Below are 26,168 nucleotides of genomic sequence, written 5' to 3'. Positions count from 1 at the left end.
CTAGCTTATCCTTATGCAACCCAATTAAAATTTGTTGAATATTTTTTTATACGCAGCTACCTTTTCTTTGCCCTTTAAATGACCAATTTTTAATGACTTTAATTGAGCTTTTTCAAGGAAGGCCTCGGTTGTGCCAATTACTCGCGCAGGTGAGCCCGCCACAACACTACCCGAAGGGACATCCTTGGTAATAATCGCATTGGCTCCAATTATACAGTTATCCCCAATCTTTACATCATATAATATTAAGGCTCCAGTTCCTATGAAAACATTGTTGCCAACTATAATTTCTCCGGCTAATTCAAGATCGGGTATTCTGTTTCTAAAGAGATCAACAGGCCCATCATGACAAATAAATTTTGCACCTATGGCAATGATTACATTATCTCCTAATGTCACGAGGTATGGCTCAGAACTGAACATTCCATGGCTCGAGCCATAAATAGCCACTTTCCCATTAATATTTACTCCAATTTTTTTTGCATACGAAACAGGCCAAAGAATGGCGTGAAGCCAATTAAAAGGCATATAAAATAATTTAAGTAAACGTTTCATTTTTATTCCAAACCAATTGAATTTAAAAAATCACCGACTTGAGATGAGTAATTCTCATAATGAAATAATTTGCTATTTAATACTTTCTTTTTCATATTTCTTATATCATTTTTAGTCCATAACCATATGTCATTTAATTTGACAGAATTATGAGCATTATTTAAAAAGATTATTCCTTCTATTCCATCATATCTTTTTAAGCCATTTGTTTTATTAATAATGACGGGGGTGCCATAAGTGATGGATTCAGCTAGCTTGGATGGAAACCCAGCGTCGTTTATTCTGTTGTTTTCTTTAAAAAAAATAGAAAAGTCAGCTTCTTGAAGAGCCTTAATAACCTCTGTATGAGGAACAATCCCATTAAAAAAAATTTTATCTTTAAGGCTTTCAAGAATAAGCTTATGCTCGGAAAAAACTTCTAAATATTCAGATTTTGTAATGCCATAGATTTGTAATACAAACTCTTTCTCTTCTTGAAATAATTTATTAAATAAAAGAATAACTAAATCTAACCTATCTTTCAGATTAGATTTATTTTTGTTTACTCTTTTAGGATCAAATGGGGTGCCGCAATAAACAAATTTTCTTAGAGAACTATTCCCTTGAGCAGAATCATCAATCTCTATTAATTTCAAATTGTGACAATCATATAACGTGGGAATTTGAACTACCTTACTAGTGCGTTGCAAATAAAAATCGGTCATAAATGCGCTCGTTGTAATAATACCATCAGAAGATTGAGCTACTCTATAAATACGCAGAGAAGAGTCATACCACTTCAAAAATCGAAACAGATAACTTCCCGAAGATGAATCATACCACTCAGTTATATCAGAAATACACTTTATCTTCAATCGTCTTGATTTTTTCATTATTCTATACTGAGCTAAACTGGGAAAATTATAAAATATAACTGCTTTCAAAGAAGACTGATATGCCTCAAAAATATCAAATAGCTTCTGGTTTCCTATCAAATAGGAAAACCACGATTTCTTATCATGAGGATAAAAAAGAAGGTAACAATCAAATTCAAAAAAAACGCTAAGACCCTCTTCTTCCTTGATCGTAGTAAAGCCAACCAAAATAACCTCATACCCCAGTGATCTTAATATTTTAGCGTTCGCAATTACTCTTTGAGCCGCAGCATTTTTATCTGGAAATCTTGCTACACTGTAATAAATAATGGTTCCTTTGTTCATAAAATAAATTCATCCAGAAATTGAACTCGAGTTTTGTTAGATTAGATAACTTATATTAACTCATAATATATATCCATATGTGCGGCAACAACATGCTCGATGGAAAACTCACGCTCAGCTAATAGTCTTCCCTCTTTACCTAGTTGTTGACGATAATCAGAATCATCAATCAAACGTTCTATTGCTGAAGCAAGCGCTTTTACGTCTTTAACAGGAACAAGCAACCCCGTTTGATTAGGTTCAATTGCATCACGACAACCAGGAACATTTGTCGTAACAACAGCTCGTCCACTTGCGGCAGCCTCTAATAATACTTTTGGTAGTCCTTCTCTATATGAAGGTAAAACAATAATATTAGTCTGTTGCATTAACTGAGGAATATCTTTTCGAAAACCAAATAACTCAACATAACCTTCGCCATGCCATGTTTTCAATAGATCTTTATCGATACAAGTAGGGTTCCCATAATCTATCTCTCCAATTAACATAAAACGTGCATTTACACCTTGAGATCTCAGCATTTTTGCTGCAGCTACATATTCAATTACACCCTTATCTTTTAATAAACGTGAAATCATTGCTACAACAATTTCACCATTTTTTTCTGGTGTAGCCTGATAAAGTGATAAATCAACACCTGAGCCACGAATTAATACTGTTTGGGATAATGAAAAAGCTCCCATTTGTAATAACATTTGGCGATCATCTGGATTTTGAAAGATAATTTTTAAATTCGGATGCTTCAGAGCAAGACGATATAATTGATTCATTACCTTGCGTCGTAATTTGGTGGTCAAATTACTTGAAATATACTGTGAGCCTAATCCAGAAATTGCAACCACAACGGATGGTATCCTAAGTAATCGTGCTACCAGGCCCCCGTATAAAACAGGTTTGATAGTAACTAAGTGAACTAAATCTGGCTTAACAGTCCGCATCAATCTATAAATAGCAAATATACTTTTTACTTCCCTAAATAGGTTTTTTCCCTTGCGTGATAAAGGAATAGTATGAAAAATAAATCCAATCCCTTTAATTTCTGAGGGAGTTTTTTCTTGAGGAGTAGCAATGTGTACTTCAAAACCTCGTTCTTTTGCTGCTATAGCTAAAGGTAAACGATGACTTATAAAAAATAACAGATCATTAATCACAAATAGCAAACGCTTGCTATACATTTTGCACTCCATATTATAGAGAAAGCTTATGCTTTTTTCTTTTATAACAAAATCTTAAGGCTCATCACTAATTTTTGTAAAGCATATAACATTCCAACATTACCCCTAATATATTCTATATAACTAAGGGTATTAATCATAGACGCAAATCAGTCATATTGGCAGGGTATAGATATTTTAGATCATACAAAATATGTCTCTCTTTCCCAAATGATCTAATGACTTCAATGCCAAATTCTTTGAATTGTTGATGAGCAACAGCGAGAATTATTCCATCATATTCACCTCTATTAGGCTGCTCAATTAGCGAGATTCCATATTCAAATTCTACATCTTCATTTGCAACCCAAGGATCATAAATATCAACAGCAACATTGTACTCTTTTAACTCAGTTATGATGTCAATAACACGGGTATTACGTATGTCTGGACAATTTTCTTTAAAAGTTAATCCCATAACTAATATTCTTGAACCTTCTACGTGAATACGTTCTTTGAGCATCGATTTAATAAGTTGTGAAACCACATAAGAACCCATAGCATCATTAAGACGTCGTCCTGCTAGAATGATTTCTGGATGATAGCCAATGGCTTGAGCCTTATGAGTAAGATAGTAAGGATCCACACCAATACAATGGCCACCTACTAAACCGGGGCGGAAGGAAAGAAAATTCCACTTTGTTTCAGCAGCCTTAAGTACCGCTTCGGTATCTATATTTAACTTATTGAATATAATGGCTAATTCATTGATCAATGCAATATTCAAATCACGTTGGGTATTTTCAATAACCTTTGCTGCTTCAGCAACTTGAATACTTTCTGCTTTATGAGTTCCCGCTGTAATAATTTCTTTATATAAAGCATCAACTATATTTGCCACTTCAGGAGTTGAGCCTGATGTTACTTTCATAATTGTAGTGATACGATGATGCTTATCGCCGGGATTTACTCGTTCTGGGCTATAGCCTACGTAAAAATCTTCATTAAACTTCAAGCCTGATACTCGTTCAAGAACTGGAACACACACTTGTTCTATGGCACCTGGATAAACTGTAGATTCATAAACAACGACATTTTCGGGCTGCAATAGGCTACCAATCATTTCACTAGCTTGGATTAGAGGAAGAAAATTAGGCTGCTTGTACTCATCAATAGGCGTGGGTACGGTAATAACATAAGTATCACAAAAAGCAATTTCTGCTGGCTTTGCTGTTAAATACAGATGTGATGCTTCATGCAGCTCCGCCTTACTTACCTCCAAAGTTGAATCATGACCTCTTTTCAGTTCATTAATCCGTTTTTCATTAATATCAAATCCCATTACTGAGCGTACTTTACCAAATTCGACTGCTAAGGGTAAGCCCACGTACCCTAATCCAACAACAGCAAGCTTTCTTTCTTCAACAGAAGTTAGCATCCATTCTCATCCTTATTTAATTAAATAACTTCCCAACTCAAATAATCATGAACTCAAAGGTTGTTCTAAAACTTGATTCATTCGGACTACATAATAATCTAGATACCATTCCACAAAGCACTTTACCCCTACTTCAACAGGAGTGCTCGGACAGTATCCCACATTTTTTTTGAGGGCCTCAATATCTGCGAAAGTATCAGGTACATCACCAGCTTGCAGGGGTAATAAATTCATTTTTGCTTTTTTACCAAGACATTGCTCCAGTACTTCGATATAGCGCAATAAGAGGACTGGGTTACTGTTTCCAATATTATAAACGCGCCATGGAGCAGCACTTGTCCCTGGATCAGGAGATTCACCTGACCATTCTTCATTTGACGTAGCTATATGATCGTGCACACGTATTATACCTTCAACTATATCATTAATATAGGTAAAGTCACGCCGATGATTTCCAAAATTAAATACATCAATAGGCTCATCATTAAGGATCTTTTTTGTAAAGCTAAAAAGAGCCATATCTGGCCTACCCCAAGGTCCGTAGACTGTGAAGAAACGTAATCCTGTGGTAGGTAATTGATATAAATGACTGTAACTGTGAGCCATAAGTTCATTTGCTTTTTTCGTGGCTGCGTACAAACTCAAAGGATGGTCTACATTATCATGAACTGAAAAAGGTAAGGATTCGTTGGCGCCATACACCGAGCTAGAAGAAGCGTAACAGAGATGCTCTATCTGATGATGTCTACATCCCTCCAGGATATTTAAAAAACCAATTATATTGCTGTCAATATAAGCATACGGATTTTTGATTGAATAGCGAACACCAGCTTGGGCACCAAGATGAATGACTCGTTGGAAATCATGAGTTGCAAACAACTGTGCCATATTTTCTCGCTCAGCTAAGTCAAGGCGAATAAATTTGAAATTTGCAAAATCAGTTAATTTTTGCAGACGTGCCTTTTTCAGATTTACATCATAGTAATCATTAAGATTATCGATACCGATGACTTCATCACCTCGTTCACACAATCTTTGTGCTACATGAAAGCCAATGAATCCAGCTGTACCAGTAACTAAAACTTTCATTAAATTTTTTCTCCAGTTAAATTACTGAGACTGTACTACTATATTAAAAGGATCCATGATTGATCTCATTAATAACCAGACATTTCAGCCTTATTCTCCATATCCCGGATCCCGCGAACAAGTCACGGGACGTTACGGATGGATTGTCATACTCCCTAATTTAGCCTTGATTCATCGAGAATAATCCTGCCCTCGAAAAACCAGAAACCAACTATTATGCAATCATTCTCCAAAGTATTAGGGGGTTTGAAACCCTAAAACTGAATGGATACATTTGCCGATTGTAAAATACTTCAAGGTAATCGAATAGAGCTAATTGAGCTTATTTCTCGTTTTATAACGTACGTCATAAATCAACTTGAAATATGATAAAAAGCTTCCGTGATTCATAATAGTTACCAAATTCGCTTAGAGCTAATAAAACCATTTGCCTTAAGTGCTGAGTATCTACGCTAGGTGTTCTAATCAGTTACTGTTATTGCTATTTATTTTGTGATAAATTTACATTCCTTGCTGGAACTGAGGATATACCAAATGCTGAAAGTAATGACAATCATAGGTACGCGACCTGAACTGATCAAGATGTCTCGTGTCATTGCTGAATTTGATAAGTATACTCACCATGTTCTGGTTCATACTGGGCAAAATTTTGATTACGAACTGAACCAAATTTTTTTTGATGATTTGGAAATTCGTAAGCCTGACTATTTTCTGGAAGCGATAGGAGATACAGCAGCACAGGCAATCGCGCGCATTATTGAAAAAGCAGATGAGGTCTTGGAAATTGAAAAACCTGATGCGCTTCTTCTTTATGGCGATACCAATTCTTGTTTATCTGTAATTCCTGCCAAGCGCCGCAAAATTCCGGTATTTCACATGGAGGCAGGCAACCGTTGTTTTGATCAACGAGTTCCGGAAGAGTTAAATCGTAAGGTGTTGGATCATTTGAGTGATATCAATCTGGTATTATCAGAGCATGCGCGTCAATACCTAATTAATGAAGGTATTTCTGCAGAAAGAATTATTAAAACAGGCTCACATATGCAGGAAGTGTTGAATCATTTCATGCCCAAGATTTTATCATCAAATATATTAGAGCAGCTCAATTTGCAATCCCAAAGATATTTCTTAGTGAGCAATCACCGCGAAGAAAATGTAGATGTCCCCTCAAATCTGCAAAATTTGCTGGAAACACTACACTCTTTAGCAAAAGAATATAATATGCCTATCGTTGTTTCTACGCATCCCAGAACAAGAAAACGCTTGGAAGCACTTAATGTGACTCAATTGGATTCTCGCATTCGTTTTTTGAAGCCCTTTGGTTTCCTAGATTATATTAAATTGCAGATGGAGGCTTTTTGCATTTTATCAGATAGCGGCACAATTACAGAAGAAGCCTCTCTTCTTAACCTTCCTGCGGTGACTATTCGTAATACTCATGAACGCCCGGAAGGTATGGATGAAAGTACGTTAATCATGTGTGGGCTTGAATCAGCTAGTGTCCTAGATGCAGTGCGTATTGTAACGGCGCAACATAATCGTAATTCTAGAACTTTTAAAGTAATTTCGGATTATGAGGGAGGGTGGGTCTCTAAAAAAATTATTCGAATTGTATTAAGTTATGTTGATTATATTAATCGAGTAGTATGGTCAAAATAGCATTTTATTTTTCGGTATGAATTGTGAACAAAAATACATTATTTACTTCTGACTCCACCTATTTTGTCTGTGCAGACGGTATAAGAGGATTAGCATGTCTTATTGTATTAATCACGCATGCTACCACCATGTTTTTTAGCAATTTATCACCTTATTTAGCTGGTAGTGGAAAAATTGGGGTATGGTTGTTTTTTATATTAAGCGCATTTTTATTAACAACGAGATTTAAAACCACGGGCTTTAGTTCTGCGCAACTGTTTCATTATGGAGTTAGCCGTTTTTTACGAATCATTCCGCTTTATTTGTTTGCATTAGTGATTTATAAATTTCTGGGGACTACGGACATTCATTCCTGGAAAAATGTTGAAGAGGCTCTTTTCTTAAAGCAGGGATTTTCGCATTTATGGACTATTCCTGTTGAATTCAAATTTTATTTCTACCTGCCTTTATTAGCTTATCTATTTATTAAATTATCAAAGAACAATAATCCATCGATCCTAATTCTTTTATTTATAATTTTAATTTTACTTGAGCAATTTTTTTGGCCTTACTGGCTTACTCCCATTAATTCAATTCACGTAAATCACTATTTTACACCCTTTACGACGGGAGTTTTTTTTGCTGCTATTTATGATCGTTTGAAGCAATACGTAACCCCAGTTAGTGCCAATTGGCTAGGGTTGGCAACGATCATAGCCTGTTTAATTTCTTTACCGATTACAAAAAAGTATTTTTTCAAGATTCCGTATGATTTAAGCCTAGCTAATCAATTTGTCTATTTCGGCTTTTTATGGGCTATTTTTATCGTTTACAACCTACAAGGAAAAGGTTTTTGGGGAAAAATTCTCAGTACTTATTTTTTCAGGATGATAGGAAAATGGAGTTATTCCATTTATCTTTTTCATTGGCTTGTTTTGATGAAATACATACAGATCTGGCCTAATCAAATTTTTGCCATGCTTGCTGCTTTTGTATCTGCCATTGGGGTAGGTGGCATCGTTTACTATTTTGTTGAACAACCTATAGAGTACTTAAGAAAAGCAGCTAAAACCAATTTCAACCAAAAAAAAGCATGGCGCTTATTTTTAACGGAGTAGGATTAGGAGCCTCTGTTAGCACGTCGAAATTCACCCTTATGACAAGCTCTTTACTGTTTCTCAATCTAACCTTGAAGGCTACTTCTGATTAAAACTCATGCTTTGATCCATTTTTATAGGTTTTGAAAGAGATCTAATGTGCCCGATTTTTCGGGACAAGATCAATAGACGAAGCTAGCACTTTTTTAGATTGACTTTTAAATATTTTATTAAACTCGGGTATCAATAAATCAGCCCCTCGTAAATTTAAATGATGTGCATCATAATATATCGGTAGGCCATTCAAATCCCCGTAACAATATTTTCTTTTACACAAATAGGGAGTGACTTCTAATATTTTAACTCCACATGTTTTAGCTGTTTTATTTTGAAGCTCGATACTTTTTTCAGAGTATTTATCAAATTTACGAGCATCTATTTTGATTCGAATATCACGCTTTTTTCTTAATATATTTTTAGCCATGGTATCTGGAACATGCACAGGCATAACAGGAGTAGGTCTTAGCAAATATACAGGTCTATCTTTTGCCATTTCACATGCAAGCTCCATCCTGTCCTCATGATTTGCAAAATTAACCATCAATAGTGGGATATTGGAGGGAATATTTTTGCTCTTTTTCAAAAAAAACTGATTGCTAATGGCGCATTTTTTATATGTCTCAGGCCCACTAGTATATCTTAAAGCAGCTGGACATGCCAAAATAGACCAATCCAAGACATGCAAATTCTTATTAGGGAGAGCCTTTTCAAGTGCCAAAACCACAGCGGATGCATGGCTATCACCCAACAAAATAATGCCTAAGTCTTTCCCACCATAAGTGCATTCTTTAGGTTTTTCCGGGTTATTTATGTTTAAATGACCGCACTGTTGTTCTCTTGGATTTTTATTCTTTGCTTCTGCTGAAATTTTTTGTACCTGGAAGGCTAATGTACTAACAAATCCTTCTTGTGAAATTATATACAATGGGATAATTAAGAATATGCATATAGGAAAAATGATTGTTATAAGTGATGTATAATATGTCTTTTTGCTAAATAAATATTTACTTGGTGTCTCTATAAATAAATACGAGAGATGAGCACAAATCAGTGTAAAAATAAGTGCTATTACTATATATATAGTATTCTGAGTCATTTCAAAATAAACAAGAAAAACATAAACAGGCCAGTGATACAAATACAAAGAATATGAAATACGACCAAGATATTGGAACAGTCTGTTTGATGTTAATATGCTATTGTTCCTTTTAGCCGTAATGATTAAAGTTGTCCCTATAACAGGGATAGTTGCCAACCAGCCAGGCCATACACTCTCTGTTGTGAATATAAAAAATGACGCAATTATCAATAAAAATCCAGAGTATTCCATGCATTTTGCCATGCGTTCTTTAAAAGAAAAATTATCCAGATACAGATAAATACACCCACCCATAAGCATTTCCCACGCTCTGGTTGGCAACATATAGAAGGAAAACTCTGGACTGTATTTTGTTATTATGACTGAATACAACAAAGACAATATTGCACACAGAGACAGTATCAATTTAATAAAAAAACCTTTCGGATATATTTTGTATGCAACAATTAATATAATAGGTAAAACCAAATAAAATTGCCATTCTATAGACAATGACCAAGTGTGAAGTAACCATTTTGTATTAGCTAAAGCGTCAAAATATCCAGTTTCATTAAGAAATTCAAAATTTGAAAAAAAACCAAGGGCACTTATGATATGTTTGCTTAGTTGATTGTATTGATGGGCTGGAAGTACATAGTACCCAAGGGCAACTAAAATCACACATAAAACGAATAATGAGGGTATAATCCTCCTCGCGCGCAAAAGATAAAATCTTAATAGAATAGAAGAGAATGTATTATTAGAATTAAATAAATCATCTGTTATTATCTTCGTCATTAAAAACCCTGATATGACGAAAAAAACATCGACACCAGCAAAACCACCAGTAAATTTAAATAACTGGAAATGGAAAAAAATAACGGCAATCACTGCCCATGCTCTTAAACCATTTATATCATTCCTAAAAGCGTGCATATTCTCTTTCCTGTAACATTTGGTGTTCTGAAAATATTGAGCAGCAATAATATACATCCGCACCAGCATTCTCGCCACAAAATATTTGCATCGGTGAAGCATCTGTATTTCAGATCAAAATTTTTTAAACTAATTAGTGCAGAGCAGTATGAATCACCAAAATCTTTTAAAAAATATTAGGTTATATCAACTTGTCCTCATTTTAATTTAAATCAACTCGTTTGTTATGTTTATTATGAAATAGAAGATTTATAATGTATTCAATGTTATCATTGAGAACATTTTTCTTTCTAATCTATGGCAAAACAGGATCTCAAAAGTATGAAGTATATTGTTACCGCACTTTTTTCTTTTATTTGGATCTCTAATGCTTATGCATATCTAGATCCGGGTACAGGTAGTTTAGTGATTCAGTCCACCATTGCAGCGATTACAGGCGGGCTTTTTATATTAAAGACTTATTGGCATAAGCTGAAGGCTAAATTGTTTTCTAAGAGGGAAAAAATAGAAGATGAAAATGATGGCCGACAAAAATAATCTCCATGCCAATGGAGTAGAAGTTCATCACTCCTCGTTCCGTGATCCAAGTGGTCAAGTCTATAAGATAAATGGTGAAATATATCGGCAAATTAATAAGGCTGGAATTTTGGACTATCGACATCTTATGGTTTCAGGATTATATGAAAAACTTCAATCTAAAGGATATTTGATTCCTCACCAAGAAGTTTCATTCGAGTTTGCACTTAATGAACAAGGGCAAGCAGTATTAAAACCAGAAAAAATTGGATTTATCTCATATTGTTATGAGTGGTCTTTTTCGCAGTTAAAAGACGCCACGTTACTTACTCTTGAAATTGCCAAGATTGCTATTGAATATGGAATGATTCTAAAAGATGCAAGCGCTCATAATATTCAATTTTATCGTGGGAAACCCATCCTTATAGATACTTCTTCTTTTGCATGTTATGAAGAAGGTAAGCCTTGGGTCGCTTACAATCAATTCTGTCGACACTTTTTAGCCCCCTTGCTGTTGATGGCAAAAGTTGATGTTCGTATGGGTAGGCTCTCTCAACAGCATATTGATGGAATTCCGCTTGATTTGGCGAGTAAGTTATTACCTTTTAAAAGTAAATTTTCTTTTTCAATTTTTGCACACATTCACGCACACGCAAAAATTCAGAAAAAATACAGTGACACGATTACTATAAAAGGAAAGCCGAATCTTAAGGTTTCTAAGCTCAGTTTACTGGGTTTACTTGATAACTTAAGCTCTTTAGTCAAAAAATTAACCTGGTCGCCTATAAAAACTGAATGGGGGGATTATTATAATCAAACCAATTACTCCAATGATGCTACAAAACACAAAGCTGAAATGGTGAAAGAGTTTTTTATCCATTCAAAAGCACGCTCTGTCTGGGATTTAGGCGGCAATACTGGTTATTACAGCAGAATTGTTGCAGATGCAGGAGCAAACGTCGTTTGCTTTGATATTGATCCCATGGCAGTCGAGACAAATTATCAAAAGATAAAGCAAGATAAGAGTCAAGCGCTTTTACCACTTTTACAAGATTTAACTAACCCAAGTACAAGCCTTGGATGGCAACAAAATGAACGCGATGGTTTGCTGGAAAGAGGAGGGCAGGTCGATTTAATTATGGCATTGGCCTTAATACATCACCTAGCCATTTCTAACAATGTTCCTCTTTCTCGTATTGCGGATTATTTTTCTCAATTGGGTGACTATTTACTGATTGAATTTGTACCGAAAGAAGACTCCCAAGTTCAGCGTCTCTTGGCTAGTAGGACAGATATTTTCCCACATTATCATATAGAGTCTTTTAAAAAGATCTTTTCCGAGCATTACACTATTCTGGAAGAAAAAGCCATTCAAGAAACATGTCGCACACTTTTTCTCATGAAAAAAATAGGCAAATAGTATGTTACATCGATTGAAAAAAAATTGGCGTTATCTCTTTGTAACCCCCCTGTTTTTTACTGCTTTATGTAGTGCCTTTATAAGACATAATGGGATCAATATCACGAACCCAGAGGTACTCCTATCTTATTTATTATTAGTTCTTTTGGGATTGATTCCAGGAGTTTTAATGGCTTTGGGGGGAACGCTATTACGATTAATCACGGTGTCAGGAGTACTTGTTCTTTTTCTATTAAGCCAAATTAAAGTATTACCCATCCTGCCCTTAGGGTTAAAATATCGTTATATTGTACCTCTATTTTTAATTGGTCTAACTGCTCTGCTCTATTGCATCCGTGAAAAGCTCGACAAAGTGCTTCTCATCATGTTTTCAGTGTTTTGGATTGGTGCTTTTTTTACAGCACAATCACCACTTCTCTCAGTTACAAAATTTCAAACTGCACCACAAAAATCTAACTCCAAATTACCACCTTATATTGAGGTTGTTTTAGATGAGCAAATTGGTATCCAAGCGGGTTCGATTTTGGAAAAAGACACACACTATTTTTCCAAAGATTTAATCAATGATTATGTTAGAAAAGGCTTTGCTGTTTATGGTTATGCCTATAGTCGTGATTTCCAGACACTCTCTTCATTTGCGAGCTTTCTAAATTTTAAACCGCTCGCTGAGCTGGACAATTATATAATGACCAAAGAGGGTAAAAATGCGATCACTAGAAATAAACTATTTGAGACCTTAAGCAAGCAAGGATATGAGATTAATGTATTGCAAAGCACATTTGTAAATTTATGCGAACAAACAGAAAGAATTAACTTAAAAAAATGCAGTACCTACAATTATTCTGCACCAATTCCCTACCCAATTGTTAATATCAAAGAAAAGTCACTTGACATAATTAGTAATATTTTTTCTGTAGTGCCTTTATTTGAAAAATTTAGTAACAAGCTATTTTCTTTGATATTTCACGACAGTAAAAAACGAACTATTATTGAAGCATCTACAGCAACTTATAGAACATTTCCAGAAGTTCTGAAATTAGCTAATGAGGTCGAAAAAGGAAATGCATATTTTATTCATTTATTAATGCCACATTACCCATATGTTTTTGGTGCACATTGTGAATACTTGGGTGACCGTGGGAAATCAGTGACTACTTACCTCGAGCAAGTGAAATGCACACATAAAATGATGGCTGAATTTCTTCAGACACTTGCTAAAAATCCCGCAGCGCAAGATAGCACAATTGTTATTCATGGGGATCATGGTTTACGTATGCCCAAACCAAGTGCAAAGAAAAGATATTATTTTACTGCAGATAATCTTATTAAGACTTACAATACTTTTTTTGCAGTAAAAAGTCCTTTTGAGGAGGCGAATTATAATAACATCCAACTACCTATCGATTATTTACTGAGAAATATTGTAACAAGACAAAAAAACTCATTTTCATATGATCCTGGAATGCAATTTGTTTATTTACGCAGTGACAAACACACAGACAAACCATTTGATCGGGGAATAGCTTTAATGCCACAATCTGAGATGAAAAAAAAATCAGAGCATAAAAAGTCGTAAAATTTCATGAACAATTATAGTAAATTATTGCAAACATCCTTTCTTTCTAGCGTATCAACTCTAGTAAAAATTTTAACAGGGATGCTGAGTCTAAAAATTGTTGCGCTGTATACAGGACCGGAAGGAGTAGCGCTATTAGGCCAATTTATGGCTCTAGCTAATATTTTTGCTACTATTGCTGGTGGCGGTATTTCTTTAGGGGTTATCAAATATGTGGCGGAATATGCTAACACCAGTAAATTTCGCGATTTTTTGCCAACAGCAACTTTTTATACCTTGTTCTTTTCTGTTGTAACAATGTTCGCAGGCCTTACCTACAGCAAAGCTTTAGCTGAGTGGATTTTGGGCTCCACTGAATTTGCTTATCTCATACAATGGATGGCTATTTCACAGGTATTTATCGCGATGCATTTATTGTTTTGCTCTATCATAAATGGCTTTGGTCAAATTAGACTGCTTGTAAGCATTACGGTTATCAGTAGCTTACTGAGTTTCGTGATAATAGGAGCAGGGGCAGTTTTTTATCAATTAAAAGGTACTCTATTTTCTTTTGTTTTAGCTCAGGCATTAGCAATTATAATTTCATTGGCATTTGTGCATAGAAAGGAATGGTTCTCGCTTTTGTTTTTTAGGAGAACAGACAAGTCCCATTTTGTTAATTTAGTGCGTTATTCGTTTATGACTACTATAAGTACTTTGACTGTCCCGCTTGCGCAAATCGTGGTGCGCAATGATTTAAGTACTTTGTTTGGTTGGGATTCTGTAGGATATTGGCAGGCAGTTGTACGATTATCAGATGCTTACTTGATGTTTGTAACTACCGCATTAACCGCTTATTACTTACCTCGGTTATCAGAGCTGCAGGACCCAGCAGCATTAAAACAAGAAATTGCTCAAACTTACCGAATATTAATGCCTCTTGTTGGACTCATTTTAGTGCTTATTTATCTTTGCCGAGACATCATCATCAATCTTCTCTACAGCAAAACATTTGTACCTGCTACTCAATTGTTTTCTTATCAGCTTCTGGGTGATTTTTTTCGGATTGCAAGTTGGTTGTTTACTTACTTACTTTTAGCAAAAACCTGGACAAAAACATATATTATCACCGAAATTCTTTTAAGTTTAATATTTATTGGATTGAGTTATTCATTCTCTAGATATTATGGATTGATAGGTGTAACCTATGCGTTTGCTTTAACTTATTTGGTTTATTGGTTTCTCATGGGAGTTATTGCCGTGTTTTATTTTAAATGGAAAAATAAAAACTATAAATTTGCTGTACTTAAACAAGTTTAATAAAGAAAATTTATTGTTTTTGATGAGCTTTAAGTAGCTTAGGTGAAACAAAGTGGACACGAGTTTCCTGCCTACGGGGTCTTCATCCATGCTACGTAAGTTACGCCATTATGTGAACAGTACATTTTATGGGGGATAGGGCATGATTTCTTGTCTTATACAAAGAGATCAGAAAGGACATCTCGGAAGTGTTTTAAATTTTTCTAATTTCTTAATAGCAAGCCTTACATTGGTAGGATTAATTTCCATACAGCCTTTTTTTATTTGGAACCATAGTAAAGTTTATTATCTAATAAGCACACTCATATTGTGTTTTGCTTACCTTGGTTACATTAAAGATCATTATAAATTGATACAAAAAAAATCTATATTATTTATTTGTATTTGTTTGATTTTCCTGATGTACCTAACTATTTTACCAAAGGTAAATCATCAACATGTGCGCTGGATATTTTTAACTCCTTTTATTGTGGCTTATTTTACTCTCCCTGAAACACTTCAAAAACAGGTATTTAAAACTTTTTATTGGGTTTTTCTTTTAAGCTTAGTGCCAGGAATGATTCTTTCTTGTTTGATGGCACTAGGTTTTTCGCCTAAATTTTCAATAATACCAACTCCTATAGAAACTTTTGCAAAAAGAGGGGTTTTTTATTTGTATTTTCCTGGGGCGATGTTTCTTAATAATAATAGTATTTGGTTGCCAAACGGTGGGTTCCTTTCTAGATTATGTGGAATTTGGGGTGAACCAGGAACAGTAGGAACTATTGCGGCATTGTTATTGGCAGCCGAAGGTTTTCAAATGAAAAAAGTTTCCGCAAGATTACTGTTTATAGCAGGGTTTTTATCTTTTTCAATGGCATTTTTTATTCTGTTTATAGTGGGTTTTTGTTTTTTTAGCTTATTAAATAAGCGTTATAGTTTTATCATTTATGGATTGTTTATCGCTTTGGGAGTCCAGATAACTTTAGGAATAGGTTTGGGGGGAAACCATGTGAATCAAAGCAAGAAAAGTGGTCTGCTTAGGGTCGATGGAAATGAAAGCGTTTCAATAATTTCTTTGCATAATGAAGAAAAAGAAAGTGATTTACTAAAAAACAAAATGGCTAAGTTCATTAAAGTACGTGGTGCTTTACGGACTTCTGTATTTGATGATCGTTCTAGCACTGAAATGAATACTCTTTTCATTAAATATTTACATAGCGATCTCAAAACAATTCTATTTGGTATTGCTAGCGATGCCAGTGATGTATATGGCGGAGAAAGCAGGGCCATCTGGAAAATTGTATTCACCAATTATGGAGTTATTGGATTTTTTCTCCTAGTTAGCTTATTTTTTTACTATGCTTACTTATTCGCAAACAGAAATCATATTGGCCATATTTTTGCTTTTGTTTTCCTGTTTTTTCTCAGTTTTTACCAACGTCCTGTAATTTGGATGCCTTTTTACTTCATAATTTTTTCGGGCGGGATAGCGACATTAAGCTCTATTAATAGTCGTCAATACATTAGCTTTAAATCAAAGATTTCTGCCAGTAAAAATCAGGGAGAATTGGCTCAGATTTAGAAAATGGTGAAAAATTCAAAAAATTTTTTAATTTTTGCATTCAGACTGATTGAAGTATTGGATAAGTTGAAATGCTGGTCCTAAAATCCGCTAAAAATGTTTAGTAGATTAAGTCCAATTTAAAATTAAGTTTTTGATTATTTTAAAATTAGGAGCTGTTATGCACAACAAGGGTTCAAGTAATCCTTTAGTTTCTTTAGTAATACCTGCCTACAATGCAGAAAAATATGTGATGGAAGCGATTAATAGTGTATTGCAACAAACTTATTCACCTATTGAATTGATTGTTGTGAATGATGGTTCCACAGATAACACCAAACAATTACTTATTCAAAACCAAGAAAAGTTCACGTTTTTTTCGCAAAAAAATGCAGGCCAAAGTGCCGCAATGAACTTTGGGTGGGAGCAAAGTTCAGGTTCTATACTTGGTTATTTGAGTGCTGATGATCGGTTGCATCCTGAGGCAATTAGTCAATTAGTCACTGAGCTTTTAGCTCATCCTGAAATAGTGATGATCTACCCAGATTTTTGTATCATTGATGAAAATTCAAATTATGTTCGTTCTATAAAAGCTAAAGATTATGATCTAAAATTAGTTATTGCAGATTTTGAATGTTTGCCGGGCCCTGGTGCTTTATTTCGCAGAGAAGCTTGGTTAGAGACAGGGGGATGGAATTCTCAATTGAGACATATTCCAGACATGGACTTTTACTTACGCTTGAGTGCTCTTGGCTCATTTTTAAGAGTCCCAGAAGTATTAGCAGATTTTCGTATCCATTCTGGTTCCACGACATATAGTCCTTCTTCTGTATCTAAAGCAGATGAACCTTTAAAGGTTGTGAACGATTTTTTTTCTCATCAAGATACTTCTTTCAAATTTAGAAAATGGCGTAGGCGATCTACAGCGAACGCTTTAATGTTATCGGGTTTTATGCATGGATACTCGGGTCGTTATATTAAATTTCTTTCTCGGATGATGGAAGCAGGTTTTACCAGTCCTTCCGCGCTTTTGACCAAAAAAATGGCTAGTTATTTATTGCGTGTTTTTAAAAGATAAGTGGTCGGAAAAAATCTCATAGGAAAGCATATGGCAAGTGTAGTTTAAAAAAGAGTGATTCAATATATATTGATTAGAACATGCCATTGAGAGAAAGTGATTTTTTTAAGATTATATGCTAAGGTGCAAACACTCAGGTCACCATGCTTTTTTGTGGAGTTGATTGCTAAAATAAATGAGATAAAAGAGTGTCTTTTTATTTTGTAAACAATAAGGTAAATCTAAAACTCGAATTTTTATGAAATTAAAAAATTGGCACTTGTCATTTTTTTAATAAAAATAATGTGAAACATGCTATGACTTACTTTATGAATATTAATGCATCTCGTTTACTCACTGGATTCTTTCTGATATTCGCACCTTTTTTGACTGTGATGGCCTCATTATTTTATCCTGGCTCTAAAGTGCTTTTTATAATTTATGGTCTCTTAACTACGTGTATGCTTGTTTCTATTTTCATAAAGCAAAATGGTTACTTCCCTCTTTTCTTTTTTTCATTTTTAATTATTGGTTGCTGGCTCAAAACGATGTTTCATTTTCTTTTTAATACGAACTTTATTGAGCCTGTTGGATTGTTTAGTGGCTTGCCGGAAGAATGGGATGTTGGTCTTTTAATACTCAATGTCGCATTCGTGTCCTTACTTATTTGTTATTGGATTAGTACTGTTTTTACTAGAAAAGAAAAATTCGTTGTTCAATCTTTTAATAGCTCAAAATACATACTTGCGCTCCTCGTTTTTAGTTTTACTGCCGCGATGGCTTTATTATTTTTTAATTATCAATTTTCAATATTAAAAATTGGCACTGAACCCTTAATTAAACTTCCTAGCTATCTTTATTCAATTATTGCATTTATGGTTGCTTGGGGAAATGCAATATTAATCTCAGCCTTAGTTTATTGGTTAATTAAATCTGAAAGAATCAAACCTTGCTGGATGTTTTATTTATTAAGTGTATTAGGAATGTTTACTTCAATCTCAATGGGAAGCCGAGTACAAATGATTTTGTATACGGCGGCTCCTTTTATTTTATACTTTTATAAAGTAAGCCCCTTAGATAAAAAATTTAATAAGTATGAATGGAGAAGAATTATCATTGTGACAGGGCTATTATTTATAGGGACTTTATTATCGGTATTTGCAGATCGCTATAAAAATTTTCCTCATGAATCTAATCACAGATATCAATTTTGCGCACAATCTTTGAATGAATTTGATAAGCTTATTGTTAAGCGAAGGAGTTTTCCACATTCAAAGTTGAATGAGTATAATCGTGAATATAGTTATATGAAACCCAAGCATGCTTATAATCGCCTGTTATTAAAATATCCATTTTTAGCACACTCCTTGAATCAATTGAATAAACTTATTGTTGATCGATGGATTGGGGTTGAGGGTGTTTTAGCAGTTTCCAGTGCCCCTCGACTCGGAACAAAACTATTTCAGATTGCATTGTTTGAAGATCCTAGGCGTGGCAATGATGCAATTTATCAAAAAATATCAGGTTCTTTTTATAAAAAATATAAGAATTTTGTATTTATGACTATTCCTGGGCCCATAGCATTTCTATATTTTAGCGGAAGCTTACTTGTGGTAGCTTTGGGCATGGCTTTACTATATTTTGTAGGATACTTTATTGAAAGTTTAGCAAATATTCTAGTAAAAAATGAAGCGGTTAATGCAATCATTGGCATCGCTTTGGCATATCTTTTTGTACAACTTAACTTTCCTATAACGCTTTATTATTTCCTTATTGAACTCATTGTTTTTCTCGTGGGACTGGCTTTATTACAAAAAATTATCACATTCTCAGATATATACCTAAAAATCAGAGGGTTCAGTCTTAAAAATAATAAAAATTACCGTGCTGAGTGCAGCCAATAAAACCAGGAATCTTATCCAGTTAAATCTGAACTCCATTTCGTTGCTCTTATAGGGGCTCTTTTTCATATGGAATTGCTTTAGAACAATGCTTGTTATAAATAATTAAAGTTATTTACTTAATTAAACCTTTATTATCCTGCTGAATTTCTGTGTCTTCTTGCTCTTGCCTCAATTCTTTTATTACTTGTTTTATATTTTTAAAGTAGCGTGTCGCTGTTTCTTTGGTTTTTTCACTTTTTTCTTGACTTTGAACTATTGTTATTCTTACCGCTTCTTTTAAAGACCTAATTACTTCCTCATTAGTTTTCTGAGGTCTACTCGGTTCAAGGGTGTCGTTTTCGTACTCTAGTTCTTCTATTCTTTGCTCTATTTCTTCCCACTTTTTCTTTTCTTCCTTTGTAATAACTTTACCTTCTACTTTTAATGTATCCAGTTCGGTTAATAGCCGTGCAATCTCTTGTTTATTTTTTTCCAAGTTCATTTTTGGCAGCTCTGTTCCATGACTACTCTCTAAACCATGAGGTACAATTAAAGTTTCCCTATCTTCTTTTGCAGAAAATTTTTCATCCAGCTCTTTTAACACGGTATCAAAAGACCTTATTTGTTGTTTATCAGCATTTTCTATCTGTTCAATAGCCTCTTCTAACCGACCATTTTTTTTGAGTGATGATAACACTTTCTTGGATGACTTTAGACGCTCAAGGCGCTCCTTGTGAACATCTTGCTGTTTAGCTTGTTTAGACTCTTTCTGACACGTTTTTATATTGTTATTAAGAGCTTGTATGTCAGTTTGTAAACGCTCCGTGCTTTTACTGGTGGTAAAAGAGGTATAATATTGATCATGTACTCTTTTTATTTTTTCAATACTCTGGATATAGCTAGAGAGCGCTTCTTTTTTTTGTTTAAGAGCCCCAATTCTACTATCCACAGTTTTGGGATTCATTAATTGTTTGATTTCTGTATCCAGTTTGTTTTTCTGCGAAAGTGTTGTCTCGTATATCTGCTGATTTTCTTTGTATTCAAATACGTTCTTAACTCCTGTGGATAATTTCTTTTTTATTTCATCCCAATTGGCGTTGGCGGAAGCATGTTTGATTTTATTTATAATATTCTTTGTTACTTCGTCAGCCTTTTCTTTTCCTCCCAGCTTAGCAACAATTTTCATTTCATCATTTCCCGTACTCTGAGATAGATTTTTTAATTTTTCAAAAAAACTTGCCTCAGACAGATGCAAAATTCCTCCTCCCTCATGACCGAAAATACGCAACAATAATTCCATTTCGTCGAATGTTAACTCATAGGGAGTTTCCTGGGCTTCTTTCTCTGCTCTATCTGAACGTTCTTTTTCTTCTTGTAGCCTTTTCTCCAGATCTTGATAGTTCATTGCCATTTTTAATTGTTTAGAGATGTCACCTTCAGGTCGGCTTTTATAATCCTCGAGAATTTGAATAACTTGTTTTAATTTAGATAATTCAGATTTAGCTCTCTCTAAATTAACTGCTTGATGTCCACTTACAGTACCATTAAGTTTTCGATGTGCATTAAGAAATTTACCATATAATTCGTCTAAATTAAGATTAGGTTTTGAATGAGAATACATAAAAACGCTCTGTTTATGTCGATAATTTAATTATAGATGAAAATTCCATGGGTAATGCTCTAGTTGGCAAAGAAGTTAATACTGTAACTGAGTTCGTGCAGGCTCTGCAGGATAAAAATGCGACGCAATGCATTTATCCCAAAAAACAAAACACCTGAATCAGAGCTAAAGCAATTTATCGAAAATATAACCGAGAAAAGTGTCTAGGCACAGGGTAGTATTCAACACAAGGATAAACGATTTAAAAAAGGCTATGGCCTATTCTCTGGCAGTGTACTAACCGCACAACAGAATGCCTGAAAATGATGCGTTTAGGGATATAGCAGAGTGGGAAATAGGTTTATTGTGCTGCCCAGAAAGCATGGTAATGGCTAGTTTTTACAGCAACTTTGGTGCTAAAGCAAAGAAAAAGAATTAGTCACCAAGAATCAACTCAAAAAAACTACGCCCCTTTATAAGGGACGTGAACGATTTCCAATGACATTAACATGCAAAATTTTGTTCTATCCAAATCATTAAAGCAGGCTGTATAAATTATTTTTAAACACCTGATGTGATGTGTTAAGCATCGAGAACTTCCTGAATAAAATCAAGGCGAAGAAGTAAGTCTTTTATCTCAGGTATTGTGAGTCGCTGCGTATTATGAGATGTATAATCATCAAACGTAGAAATAATTTCCTCACCTTCTATAAAATATTTTTTATAATTAAGATCTCGATTATCTGCACTGATACGATAATACTTCCCCATATCTTCTGCTTTAGCCATTTCTTCTCTGGAAACAAGAGATTCATAGAGTTTTTCACCATGACGCGTACCGATCACTTTAATTTGGCTGTTGCTTTTGAAAATCTCAATCAGTGCTTGTGCTAAGTCAGCAATAGTAGAGGCAGGAGATTTTTGGATAAAAATATCTCCTTGGCGCGCATTTGCGAATGCATGCATTACTAGATCAACGGAATCTTCGAGCGACATTAAAAATCGAGTCATTTTCGGATCAGTTATAGTTAATGGATGATTTTCTTTTATCTGCTCAATAAAAAGTGGAATCACGGAGCCTCGTGATGCCATCACATTACCATAGCGTGTTGCACAAATGACAGGGCCGCTTTCAGAGATGAGTCGTGACTTGGCAACCATAATTTTTTCAGCCATAGCTTTTGAAATACCCATTGCATTGATGGGATAAACCGCTTTATCTGTGCTGAGTACTACTATTTTTTTCACGGAGCTTTTTATTCCCGCATTTAAAACATTTTCAGTTCCGAGAATATTGGTCCGAACTGCCTCCATAGGATAGAACTCACAAGAAGGTACCTGCTTTAGTGCCGCAGCATGGAATACATAATCCACTCCAATCATTGCATCTTCTACTGCTTGGGAGTCGCGCACGTCACCAATATAGAATTTTACCTTTTCATTGTTTAACTCATTACGCATATCTTCTTGCTTTTTTTCATCTCTGCTAAATATGCGTATTTCGCGAAGATCGGATTTTAAAAAACGTTTCAAAACAGTATGACCAAATGAACCGGTGCCACCTGTAATCATCAGAACTTTATTATAAAACATCACTTAGCTCCGTAAAGTTTTCTTGTTTCATACATGCCCTCAATCAGCTCAGGCCATGAAGGAGCGATATAACCTGTCGCTGCCCTAAAGCGTTCACCATTTAAAGACCGATCAATAACTATTTGCTCATCGAGAATAATTCTAATTTTTTTCTTATAAATTTCGGCTATTAAAGTGAGTAAATCAAATTTATTAATGGGAGATGCCGCTACATGGTAAAGACCATGTAATTCAGGACAAGGTATAACATAATCACGAATGATTCGAGCTAATTCAACAGTTGGAAATCCTGAAAAAATTGCTTTTGTATAGCCGTTTACTTGATTCTCTTGGGAAAGAAACCACTCAAGCAGGGCATAATTGCTGCTTATCTCATGGCCAATAATAGAGGTTCGTAAGGTAATCGCGTGAGATAACTCTGTTACTTCTCCTATGTATTTTGATTTTCCATATAAATCTTCTGCATCAGATACGTCTTGTTCCAAATAAAGACCTTTTCGTCCGGAAAAAACACAGTCAGTACTAATATGAATTAGTCGGGCATTGGATAATGCGCAGAACTTTGCTAAGCGATGGGGTAACATAGCATTAATGGGAAGTGTTAATAAGGGATCTTTAGCTGCAGCAAGCTGTTTGATAAGACCAATACAATTAATTACAACGTCTGGGCGAATTAGTTCAAATAACCTGAATAAGGTATCTATATCAAGCACATCTATATTAGGTATTAGGTTGGCGTGTGTGTGCTCAGGGAAATACTGCACACTTTTTCTATCCCGTAATGTACCATATACTTTTGCATCAGTTTGGTTAAAAGTATGAAAAACAGTACTTCCCAACATACCCGTAACGCCTAAAACTAAAACATTCACTTAGGCTTTCTCCTTCTTAATAATTCTATTGCTAAGAATTTCGATAAGTTTTTGACTTTGTTTGGTCATCTCAAAATGTTCAAGAAAGTACGAGCGACCTGCTTGGCCTAGTTTCTCGCGATCTGTAGGTGACATATGATATAGCTGTTCAATATTTTTTGCCAGCCCAGTAGAATCTTCTGCTGATGAAACAAAACCTGCACCTGCATCAAGGATAATACGAGCCCCTTCCCCATTGAGTGCTGCAACTATAGGGCGCCCAGATGCTAAATAAGCCTGGACTTTACTTGGAATGGTATAAGAGAAAATTTCCTCATTTTTTAATGTAACGAGTAAACCCGTAGCTCGCGAAAAAATTTCTGGCATGAGCGTGGAAGAAAAACGGCCGGGTAACAGTACATTTTTTAAATTTTTTTCAGAAATATATTTTCTTAAAAATTCAGACTGATTACCACTGCCAATCAAAATAATTTTACATTGAGGTAGGTGGAGTAATCGTTCAGCGGCTTGCACAAGTGTTTCTAAAGCTTGCGCTTTTCCAAAGTTACCTGCAAAAACGAAACAACTATTTTGCTCGAGCACGTTAAGGAGATTTTTGGGCAATGTTTCTCTTTTGGTATCGGTAGTAGTTTTTTCCAAATATGAATTAGGATAATAAATTAATTTTTCTTGGGTGACATATTTTCTCATCGATGGGAGAAATGCCTGGGATTGCACAAGTAATGTATCAGAAGATCTGTATATCCACTTTACTAAATACCCTATTATTTTTAGGAGAAATTTATTTTGAGTAAAGCCAGTTGCTTTGACGCTTTCCGGCCATAAATCCTGCACCCAAACTGCCAAATGTGTGCGAAGTCGCCATTTGAGATACATCGCTGGAATTACTGCGGTTATTGGCGAGGGAACAAAAACTAAAATGGCATCAAATTGCTTGCCCTTAATCAATTTTGGAAAATATAAAAGGCCGCTAAAAATAAAGGAAAGATAGTTTAGTATTAATTTTTTAGCACTTTTTCCTCGAGGGTACATGGGGATGCGATGCACTTTAACACTCTCAAATAACTCCGTTGAACAACCTGAAGCTGAATACCCCTGAAATATTTCACCTTCAGGATAATTTGGTTTTCCAGTCATTACTTCAATCTGATTACCATGGGCACTTAGACATTTTACTAATTCATTGATAATGAAAGTTTCAGGCCAGAAATATTGTGAGACTACTAAAATTTTCACTCAACCGCATCCTCTATCAATTTTAAATATTTTATCGCTGAATTTACCTTTTTTATTGTCTAGGTTAAAATCAAGATATGTGAAGCATATGATAACCTAGGTGTCTCTCATAGACATCATTGTAAGATGCTTTTGTATAAAACAGTCATTTTCTCACCTACGGAACTCCAAGTATAATCCTTAAGAATAAGTGTATTTAAATTAATCCCCATATCAGTTCTTCTTAAACTGGAGAGCATTTTTAGCAAACCTTGCTCTAACCCTTCCACGCTTGCGGGGACTACATATCCGGCTTCAATATGTTCCAAGTCAAAACCACATTGATCAGTAATTAATGCGGGCTTGGAAAAGATACCCGCTTCCACCACAACTATAGACATCGCTTCTTGCCGAGAAGGGACTACTAGAAACATAGAGTTCTGATAAACATAATTTCTATCTATCCCAGATACACTACCAATAAAATGAACTCGGTTATCAAGATTAAGATCTTTTGTAATACTCTGGAGTGAACTCAGCATGCCACCATCTGGACCGGCAAAAACTAAGTGATAATTTTTATATTCCTGAGGTAAGTTTGCAAATGCTTTCAAAATAAGATCCGGTCCTTTTATATAATTTAGCCTTCCCATAAACAAAATATATTTTTCTGGCAAGTTAACACTAGATCTAAAGTTTATATTTTCTTGAAAAAAATCTTCTGCAAATACTCCATTAGGGATAAAAGTGATTTTCTGTTTGTCTACTCCATAAGATCTATAATGTTGCACCTCATTTTCTGCAATAGCAATATGCCCATGGGCATTTTTAATAATGCGCTTTCCAATAATAACATTGTATATTTTTTTGAATACTTTAGAGCGTCCAAAAACAGTCAAAGCACCAGCAGGACAAACAACATAAGGTTTACGGAAATAATAAGCGTAACAATATACTATTGCATTTAAAATGGTCCAATGATTCATTATGTGAATAATATCTGCTTCATATACCGCTTTCCTAATTTGTTTGAAGCCGCCTTTCGGAATAAAAAAACGTTTTGAAAAATAAGGCAAGATGATTAATTTGATATTCTTGAGTTTAGCAATTTTCTCATTATTTGGATTAGCAAAAAAAGTAAGAATTGTGCAGTCATAATTTTTTTCAGCCAAAAATCGACTCATTTGATTTGTTCTTTCGGCTGTACCGCCATCATTTACAGAGTCGATGGAAAAATTTACATTTAATACTTTCATTGACTTGTCCTATTTTTCATTACTATAGCGTCACCCACTAAGTTCTATACATCGTTGCAAGCTTGTTCGGCTCAGTCATATACTTGAGTACAAT

21 protein-coding genes are annotated in these 26,168 nt (G+C 34.7%); 10 read left to right on the top strand and 11 right to left on the bottom strand.

Going from position 1 to position 26,168, the window contains the following annotated elements:
• Window positions 1-24 precede the first annotated feature (24 nt).
• The 5 genes from Ltuc_RS00465 to Ltuc_RS00445 form a co-directional block, all read right to left on the bottom strand.
• Entirely contained in the window at window positions 25-555 is a 531-nt protein-coding gene (locus Ltuc_RS00465; protein WP_058519407.1) for an acyltransferase, read from the bottom strand.
• A gap of 2 nt (window positions 556-557) precedes the next feature.
• Entirely contained in the window at window positions 558-1,754 is a 1,197-nt protein-coding gene (locus Ltuc_RS00460) for a glycosyltransferase (RefSeq protein ID WP_058519406.1), read from the bottom strand.
• A 50-nt stretch (window positions 1,755-1,804) separates the two neighbouring features.
• Entirely contained in the window at window positions 1,805-2,929 is a 1,125-nt protein-coding gene (locus tag Ltuc_RS00455) for a glycosyltransferase family 4 protein (protein ID WP_058519405.1), read from the bottom strand.
• Between the two features lie 136 nt (window positions 2,930-3,065).
• Window positions 3,066-4,346 carry a Vi polysaccharide biosynthesis UDP-N-acetylglucosamine C-6 dehydrogenase TviB gene (gene tviB, locus Ltuc_RS00450; protein WP_058519404.1) on the bottom strand — a complete coding sequence of 427 codons (1,281 nt, stop codon included), beginning with the start codon at window positions 4,344-4,346 and terminating at the stop codon, window positions 3,066-3,068.
• Between the two features lie 45 nt (window positions 4,347-4,391).
• A complete protein-coding gene (locus Ltuc_RS00445; RefSeq protein ID WP_058519403.1) occupies window positions 4,392-5,435 on the bottom strand; it encodes an NAD-dependent epimerase in 1,044 nt (347 codons plus the stop codon).
• Between the two features lie 55 nt (window positions 5,436-5,490).
• Here Ltuc_RS00445 and Ltuc_RS15755 point away from each other — a divergent pair, with 55 nt between their 5' ends.
• The 3 genes from Ltuc_RS15755 to Ltuc_RS00435 all read left to right on the top strand — a co-directional run bounded on the left by Ltuc_RS15755 (window position 5,491) and on the right by Ltuc_RS00435 (window position 8,191).
• Window positions 5,491-5,619 carry a hypothetical protein gene (locus Ltuc_RS15755; protein ID WP_274519399.1) on the top strand — a complete coding sequence of 43 codons (129 nt, stop codon included), beginning with the start codon at window positions 5,491-5,493 and terminating at the stop codon, window positions 5,617-5,619.
• A 350-nt stretch (window positions 5,620-5,969) separates the two neighbouring features.
• Window positions 5,970-7,094 carry a non-hydrolyzing UDP-N-acetylglucosamine 2-epimerase gene (wecB, locus tag Ltuc_RS00440; protein ID WP_058519402.1) on the top strand — a complete coding sequence of 375 codons (1,125 nt, stop codon included), beginning with the start codon at window positions 5,970-5,972 and terminating at the stop codon, window positions 7,092-7,094.
• A gap of 23 nt (window positions 7,095-7,117) precedes the next feature.
• Window positions 7,118-8,191 (top strand): acyltransferase family protein, encoded by a 1,074-nt coding sequence (locus Ltuc_RS00435; RefSeq protein WP_058519401.1) that lies wholly within the window; start codon window positions 7,118-7,120, stop codon window positions 8,189-8,191.
• A gap of 133 nt (window positions 8,192-8,324) precedes the next feature.
• Here the strand turns inward: Ltuc_RS00435 and Ltuc_RS00430 are convergent, their stop codons facing one another.
• Complete coding sequence (locus tag Ltuc_RS00430) at window positions 8,325-10,244, bottom strand: acyltransferase family protein (RefSeq protein WP_058519400.1); 1,920 nt, start codon at window positions 10,242-10,244, stop codon at window positions 8,325-8,327.
• A gap of 321 nt (window positions 10,245-10,565) precedes the next feature.
• Here Ltuc_RS00430 and Ltuc_RS00425 point away from each other — a divergent pair, with 321 nt between their 5' ends.
• The 7 genes from Ltuc_RS00425 (at window position 10,566) to Ltuc_RS00395 (ending at window position 19,559) form a co-directional block, all read left to right on the top strand.
• Window positions 10,566-10,781, top strand: a complete 216-nt coding sequence (locus tag Ltuc_RS00425) for a hypothetical protein (protein ID WP_065236219.1) — start codon at window positions 10,566-10,568, stop codon at window positions 10,779-10,781.
• Window positions 10,762-12,180, top strand: coding sequence for a class I SAM-dependent methyltransferase (locus Ltuc_RS00420; RefSeq protein ID WP_202972323.1), 1,419 nt, complete (start codon window positions 10,762-10,764; stop codon window positions 12,178-12,180). The genes Ltuc_RS00425 and Ltuc_RS00420 overlap by 20 nt, the downstream gene beginning before the upstream one ends.
• Before the next feature lies 1 nt (window position 12,181).
• Window positions 12,182-13,756 carry a sulfatase-like hydrolase/transferase gene (locus Ltuc_RS00415; RefSeq protein WP_058519398.1) on the top strand — a complete coding sequence of 525 codons (1,575 nt, stop codon included), beginning with the start codon at window positions 12,182-12,184 and terminating at the stop codon, window positions 13,754-13,756.
• A gap of 6 nt (window positions 13,757-13,762) precedes the next feature.
• A complete protein-coding gene (locus Ltuc_RS00410; RefSeq protein ID WP_058519397.1) occupies window positions 13,763-15,055 on the top strand; it encodes an O-antigen translocase in 1,293 nt (430 codons plus the stop codon).
• Window positions 15,056-15,725: 670 nt separating this feature from the next.
• Window positions 15,726-16,619 carry a hypothetical protein gene (locus Ltuc_RS15205; RefSeq protein WP_133138332.1) on the top strand — a complete coding sequence of 298 codons (894 nt, stop codon included), beginning with the start codon at window positions 15,726-15,728 and terminating at the stop codon, window positions 16,617-16,619.
• 160 nt (window positions 16,620-16,779) lie between these two features.
• Complete coding sequence (locus tag Ltuc_RS00400) at window positions 16,780-17,676, top strand: glycosyltransferase (RefSeq protein ID WP_058519395.1); 897 nt, start codon at window positions 16,780-16,782, stop codon at window positions 17,674-17,676.
• A gap of 308 nt (window positions 17,677-17,984) precedes the next feature.
• Complete coding sequence (locus tag Ltuc_RS00395; RefSeq protein ID WP_133138331.1) at window positions 17,985-19,559, top strand: hypothetical protein; 1,575 nt, start codon at window positions 17,985-17,987, stop codon at window positions 19,557-19,559.
• Window positions 19,560-19,671: 112 nt separating this feature from the next.
• Here Ltuc_RS00395 and Ltuc_RS00390 read toward each other — a convergent pair whose 3' ends face one another.
• The 5 genes from Ltuc_RS00390 to Ltuc_RS00370 all read right to left on the bottom strand — a co-directional run bounded on the left by Ltuc_RS00390 (window position 19,672) and on the right by Ltuc_RS00370 (window position 26,074).
• On the bottom strand, window positions 19,672-21,159 hold the full coding sequence (locus tag Ltuc_RS00390; protein WP_058519394.1) for a V-type ATP synthase subunit I domain-containing protein: 1,488 nt from the start codon (window positions 21,157-21,159) through the stop codon (window positions 19,672-19,674).
• 561 nt (window positions 21,160-21,720) lie between these two features.
• Complete coding sequence (locus tag Ltuc_RS00385; RefSeq protein WP_058519393.1) at window positions 21,721-22,731, bottom strand: SDR family NAD(P)-dependent oxidoreductase; 1,011 nt, start codon at window positions 22,729-22,731, stop codon at window positions 21,721-21,723.
• Entirely contained in the window at window positions 22,731-23,603 is an 873-nt protein-coding gene (locus tag Ltuc_RS00380) for a dTDP-4-dehydrorhamnose reductase family protein (protein WP_058519392.1), read from the bottom strand. The genes Ltuc_RS00385 and Ltuc_RS00380 overlap by 1 nt, the downstream gene beginning before the upstream one ends.
• Window positions 23,604-24,839 carry a glycosyltransferase family 4 protein gene (locus Ltuc_RS00375; protein ID WP_058519391.1) on the bottom strand — a complete coding sequence of 412 codons (1,236 nt, stop codon included), beginning with the start codon at window positions 24,837-24,839 and terminating at the stop codon, window positions 23,604-23,606.
• A gap of 116 nt (window positions 24,840-24,955) precedes the next feature.
• A complete protein-coding gene (locus Ltuc_RS00370; RefSeq protein ID WP_058519390.1) occupies window positions 24,956-26,074 on the bottom strand; it encodes a glycosyltransferase in 1,119 nt (372 codons plus the stop codon).
• Window positions 26,075-26,168: the final 94 nt, after the last annotated feature.

The sequence above is a fragment of the Legionella tucsonensis genome, assembly GCF_001468035.1.
GTDB lineage: Bacteria > Pseudomonadota > Gammaproteobacteria > Legionellales > Legionellaceae > Legionella > Legionella tucsonensis.
This window is presented reverse-complemented; position numbering and strand designations above follow the sequence as displayed.

Excerpts from the sequence above, each read along its gene's own strand:
- Ltuc_RS00465 (WP_058519407.1), bottom strand. The coding sequence starts at position 555 with ATGAAACGTTTACTTAAATTATTTTATATGCCTTTTAATTGGCTTCAC.
- Ltuc_RS00460 (WP_058519406.1), bottom strand. The coding sequence starts at position 1,754 with ATGAACAAAGGAACCATTATTTATTACAGTGTAGCAAGATTTCCAGAT.
- Ltuc_RS00455 (WP_058519405.1), bottom strand. The coding sequence starts at position 2,929 with ATGTATAGCAAGCGTTTGCTATTTGTGATTAATGATCTGTTATTTTTT.
- tviB (WP_058519404.1), bottom strand. The coding sequence starts at position 4,346 with ATGCTAACTTCTGTTGAAGAAAGAAAGCTTGCTGTTGTTGGATTAGGG.
- Ltuc_RS00445 (WP_058519403.1), bottom strand. The coding sequence starts at position 5,435 with ATGAAAGTTTTAGTTACTGGTACAGCTGGATTCATTGGCTTTCATGTA.
- Ltuc_RS15755 (WP_274519399.1), top strand. The coding sequence starts at position 5,491 with ATGATTGATCTCATTAATAACCAGACATTTCAGCCTTATTCTCCATAT.
- wecB (WP_058519402.1), top strand. The coding sequence starts at position 5,970 with ATGCTGAAAGTAATGACAATCATAGGTACGCGACCTGAACTGATCAAG.
- Ltuc_RS00430 (WP_058519400.1), bottom strand. The coding sequence starts at position 10,244 with ATGCACGCTTTTAGGAATGATATAAATGGTTTAAGAGCATGGGCAGTG.
- Ltuc_RS00425 (WP_065236219.1), top strand. The coding sequence starts at position 10,566 with ATGAAGTATATTGTTACCGCACTTTTTTCTTTTATTTGGATCTCTAAT.
- Ltuc_RS00420 (WP_202972323.1), top strand. The coding sequence starts at position 10,762 with ATGATGGCCGACAAAAATAATCTCCATGCCAATGGAGTAGAAGTTCAT.
- Ltuc_RS00415 (WP_058519398.1), top strand. The coding sequence starts at position 12,182 with ATGTTACATCGATTGAAAAAAAATTGGCGTTATCTCTTTGTAACCCCC.
- Ltuc_RS00410 (WP_058519397.1), top strand. The coding sequence starts at position 13,763 with ATGAACAATTATAGTAAATTATTGCAAACATCCTTTCTTTCTAGCGTA.
- Ltuc_RS15205 (WP_133138332.1), top strand. The coding sequence starts at position 15,726 with ATGTTTCTTAATAATAATAGTATTTGGTTGCCAAACGGTGGGTTCCTT.
- Ltuc_RS00400 (WP_058519395.1), top strand. The coding sequence starts at position 16,780 with ATGCACAACAAGGGTTCAAGTAATCCTTTAGTTTCTTTAGTAATACCT.
- Ltuc_RS00395 (WP_133138331.1), top strand. The coding sequence starts at position 17,985 with ATGAATATTAATGCATCTCGTTTACTCACTGGATTCTTTCTGATATTC.
- Ltuc_RS00390 (WP_058519394.1), bottom strand. The coding sequence starts at position 21,159 with ATGTATTCTCATTCAAAACCTAATCTTAATTTAGACGAATTATATGGT.
- Ltuc_RS00385 (WP_058519393.1), bottom strand. The coding sequence starts at position 22,731 with ATGTTTTATAATAAAGTTCTGATGATTACAGGTGGCACCGGTTCATTT.
- Ltuc_RS00370 (WP_058519390.1), bottom strand. The coding sequence starts at position 26,074 with ATGAAAGTATTAAATGTAAATTTTTCCATCGACTCTGTAAATGATGGC.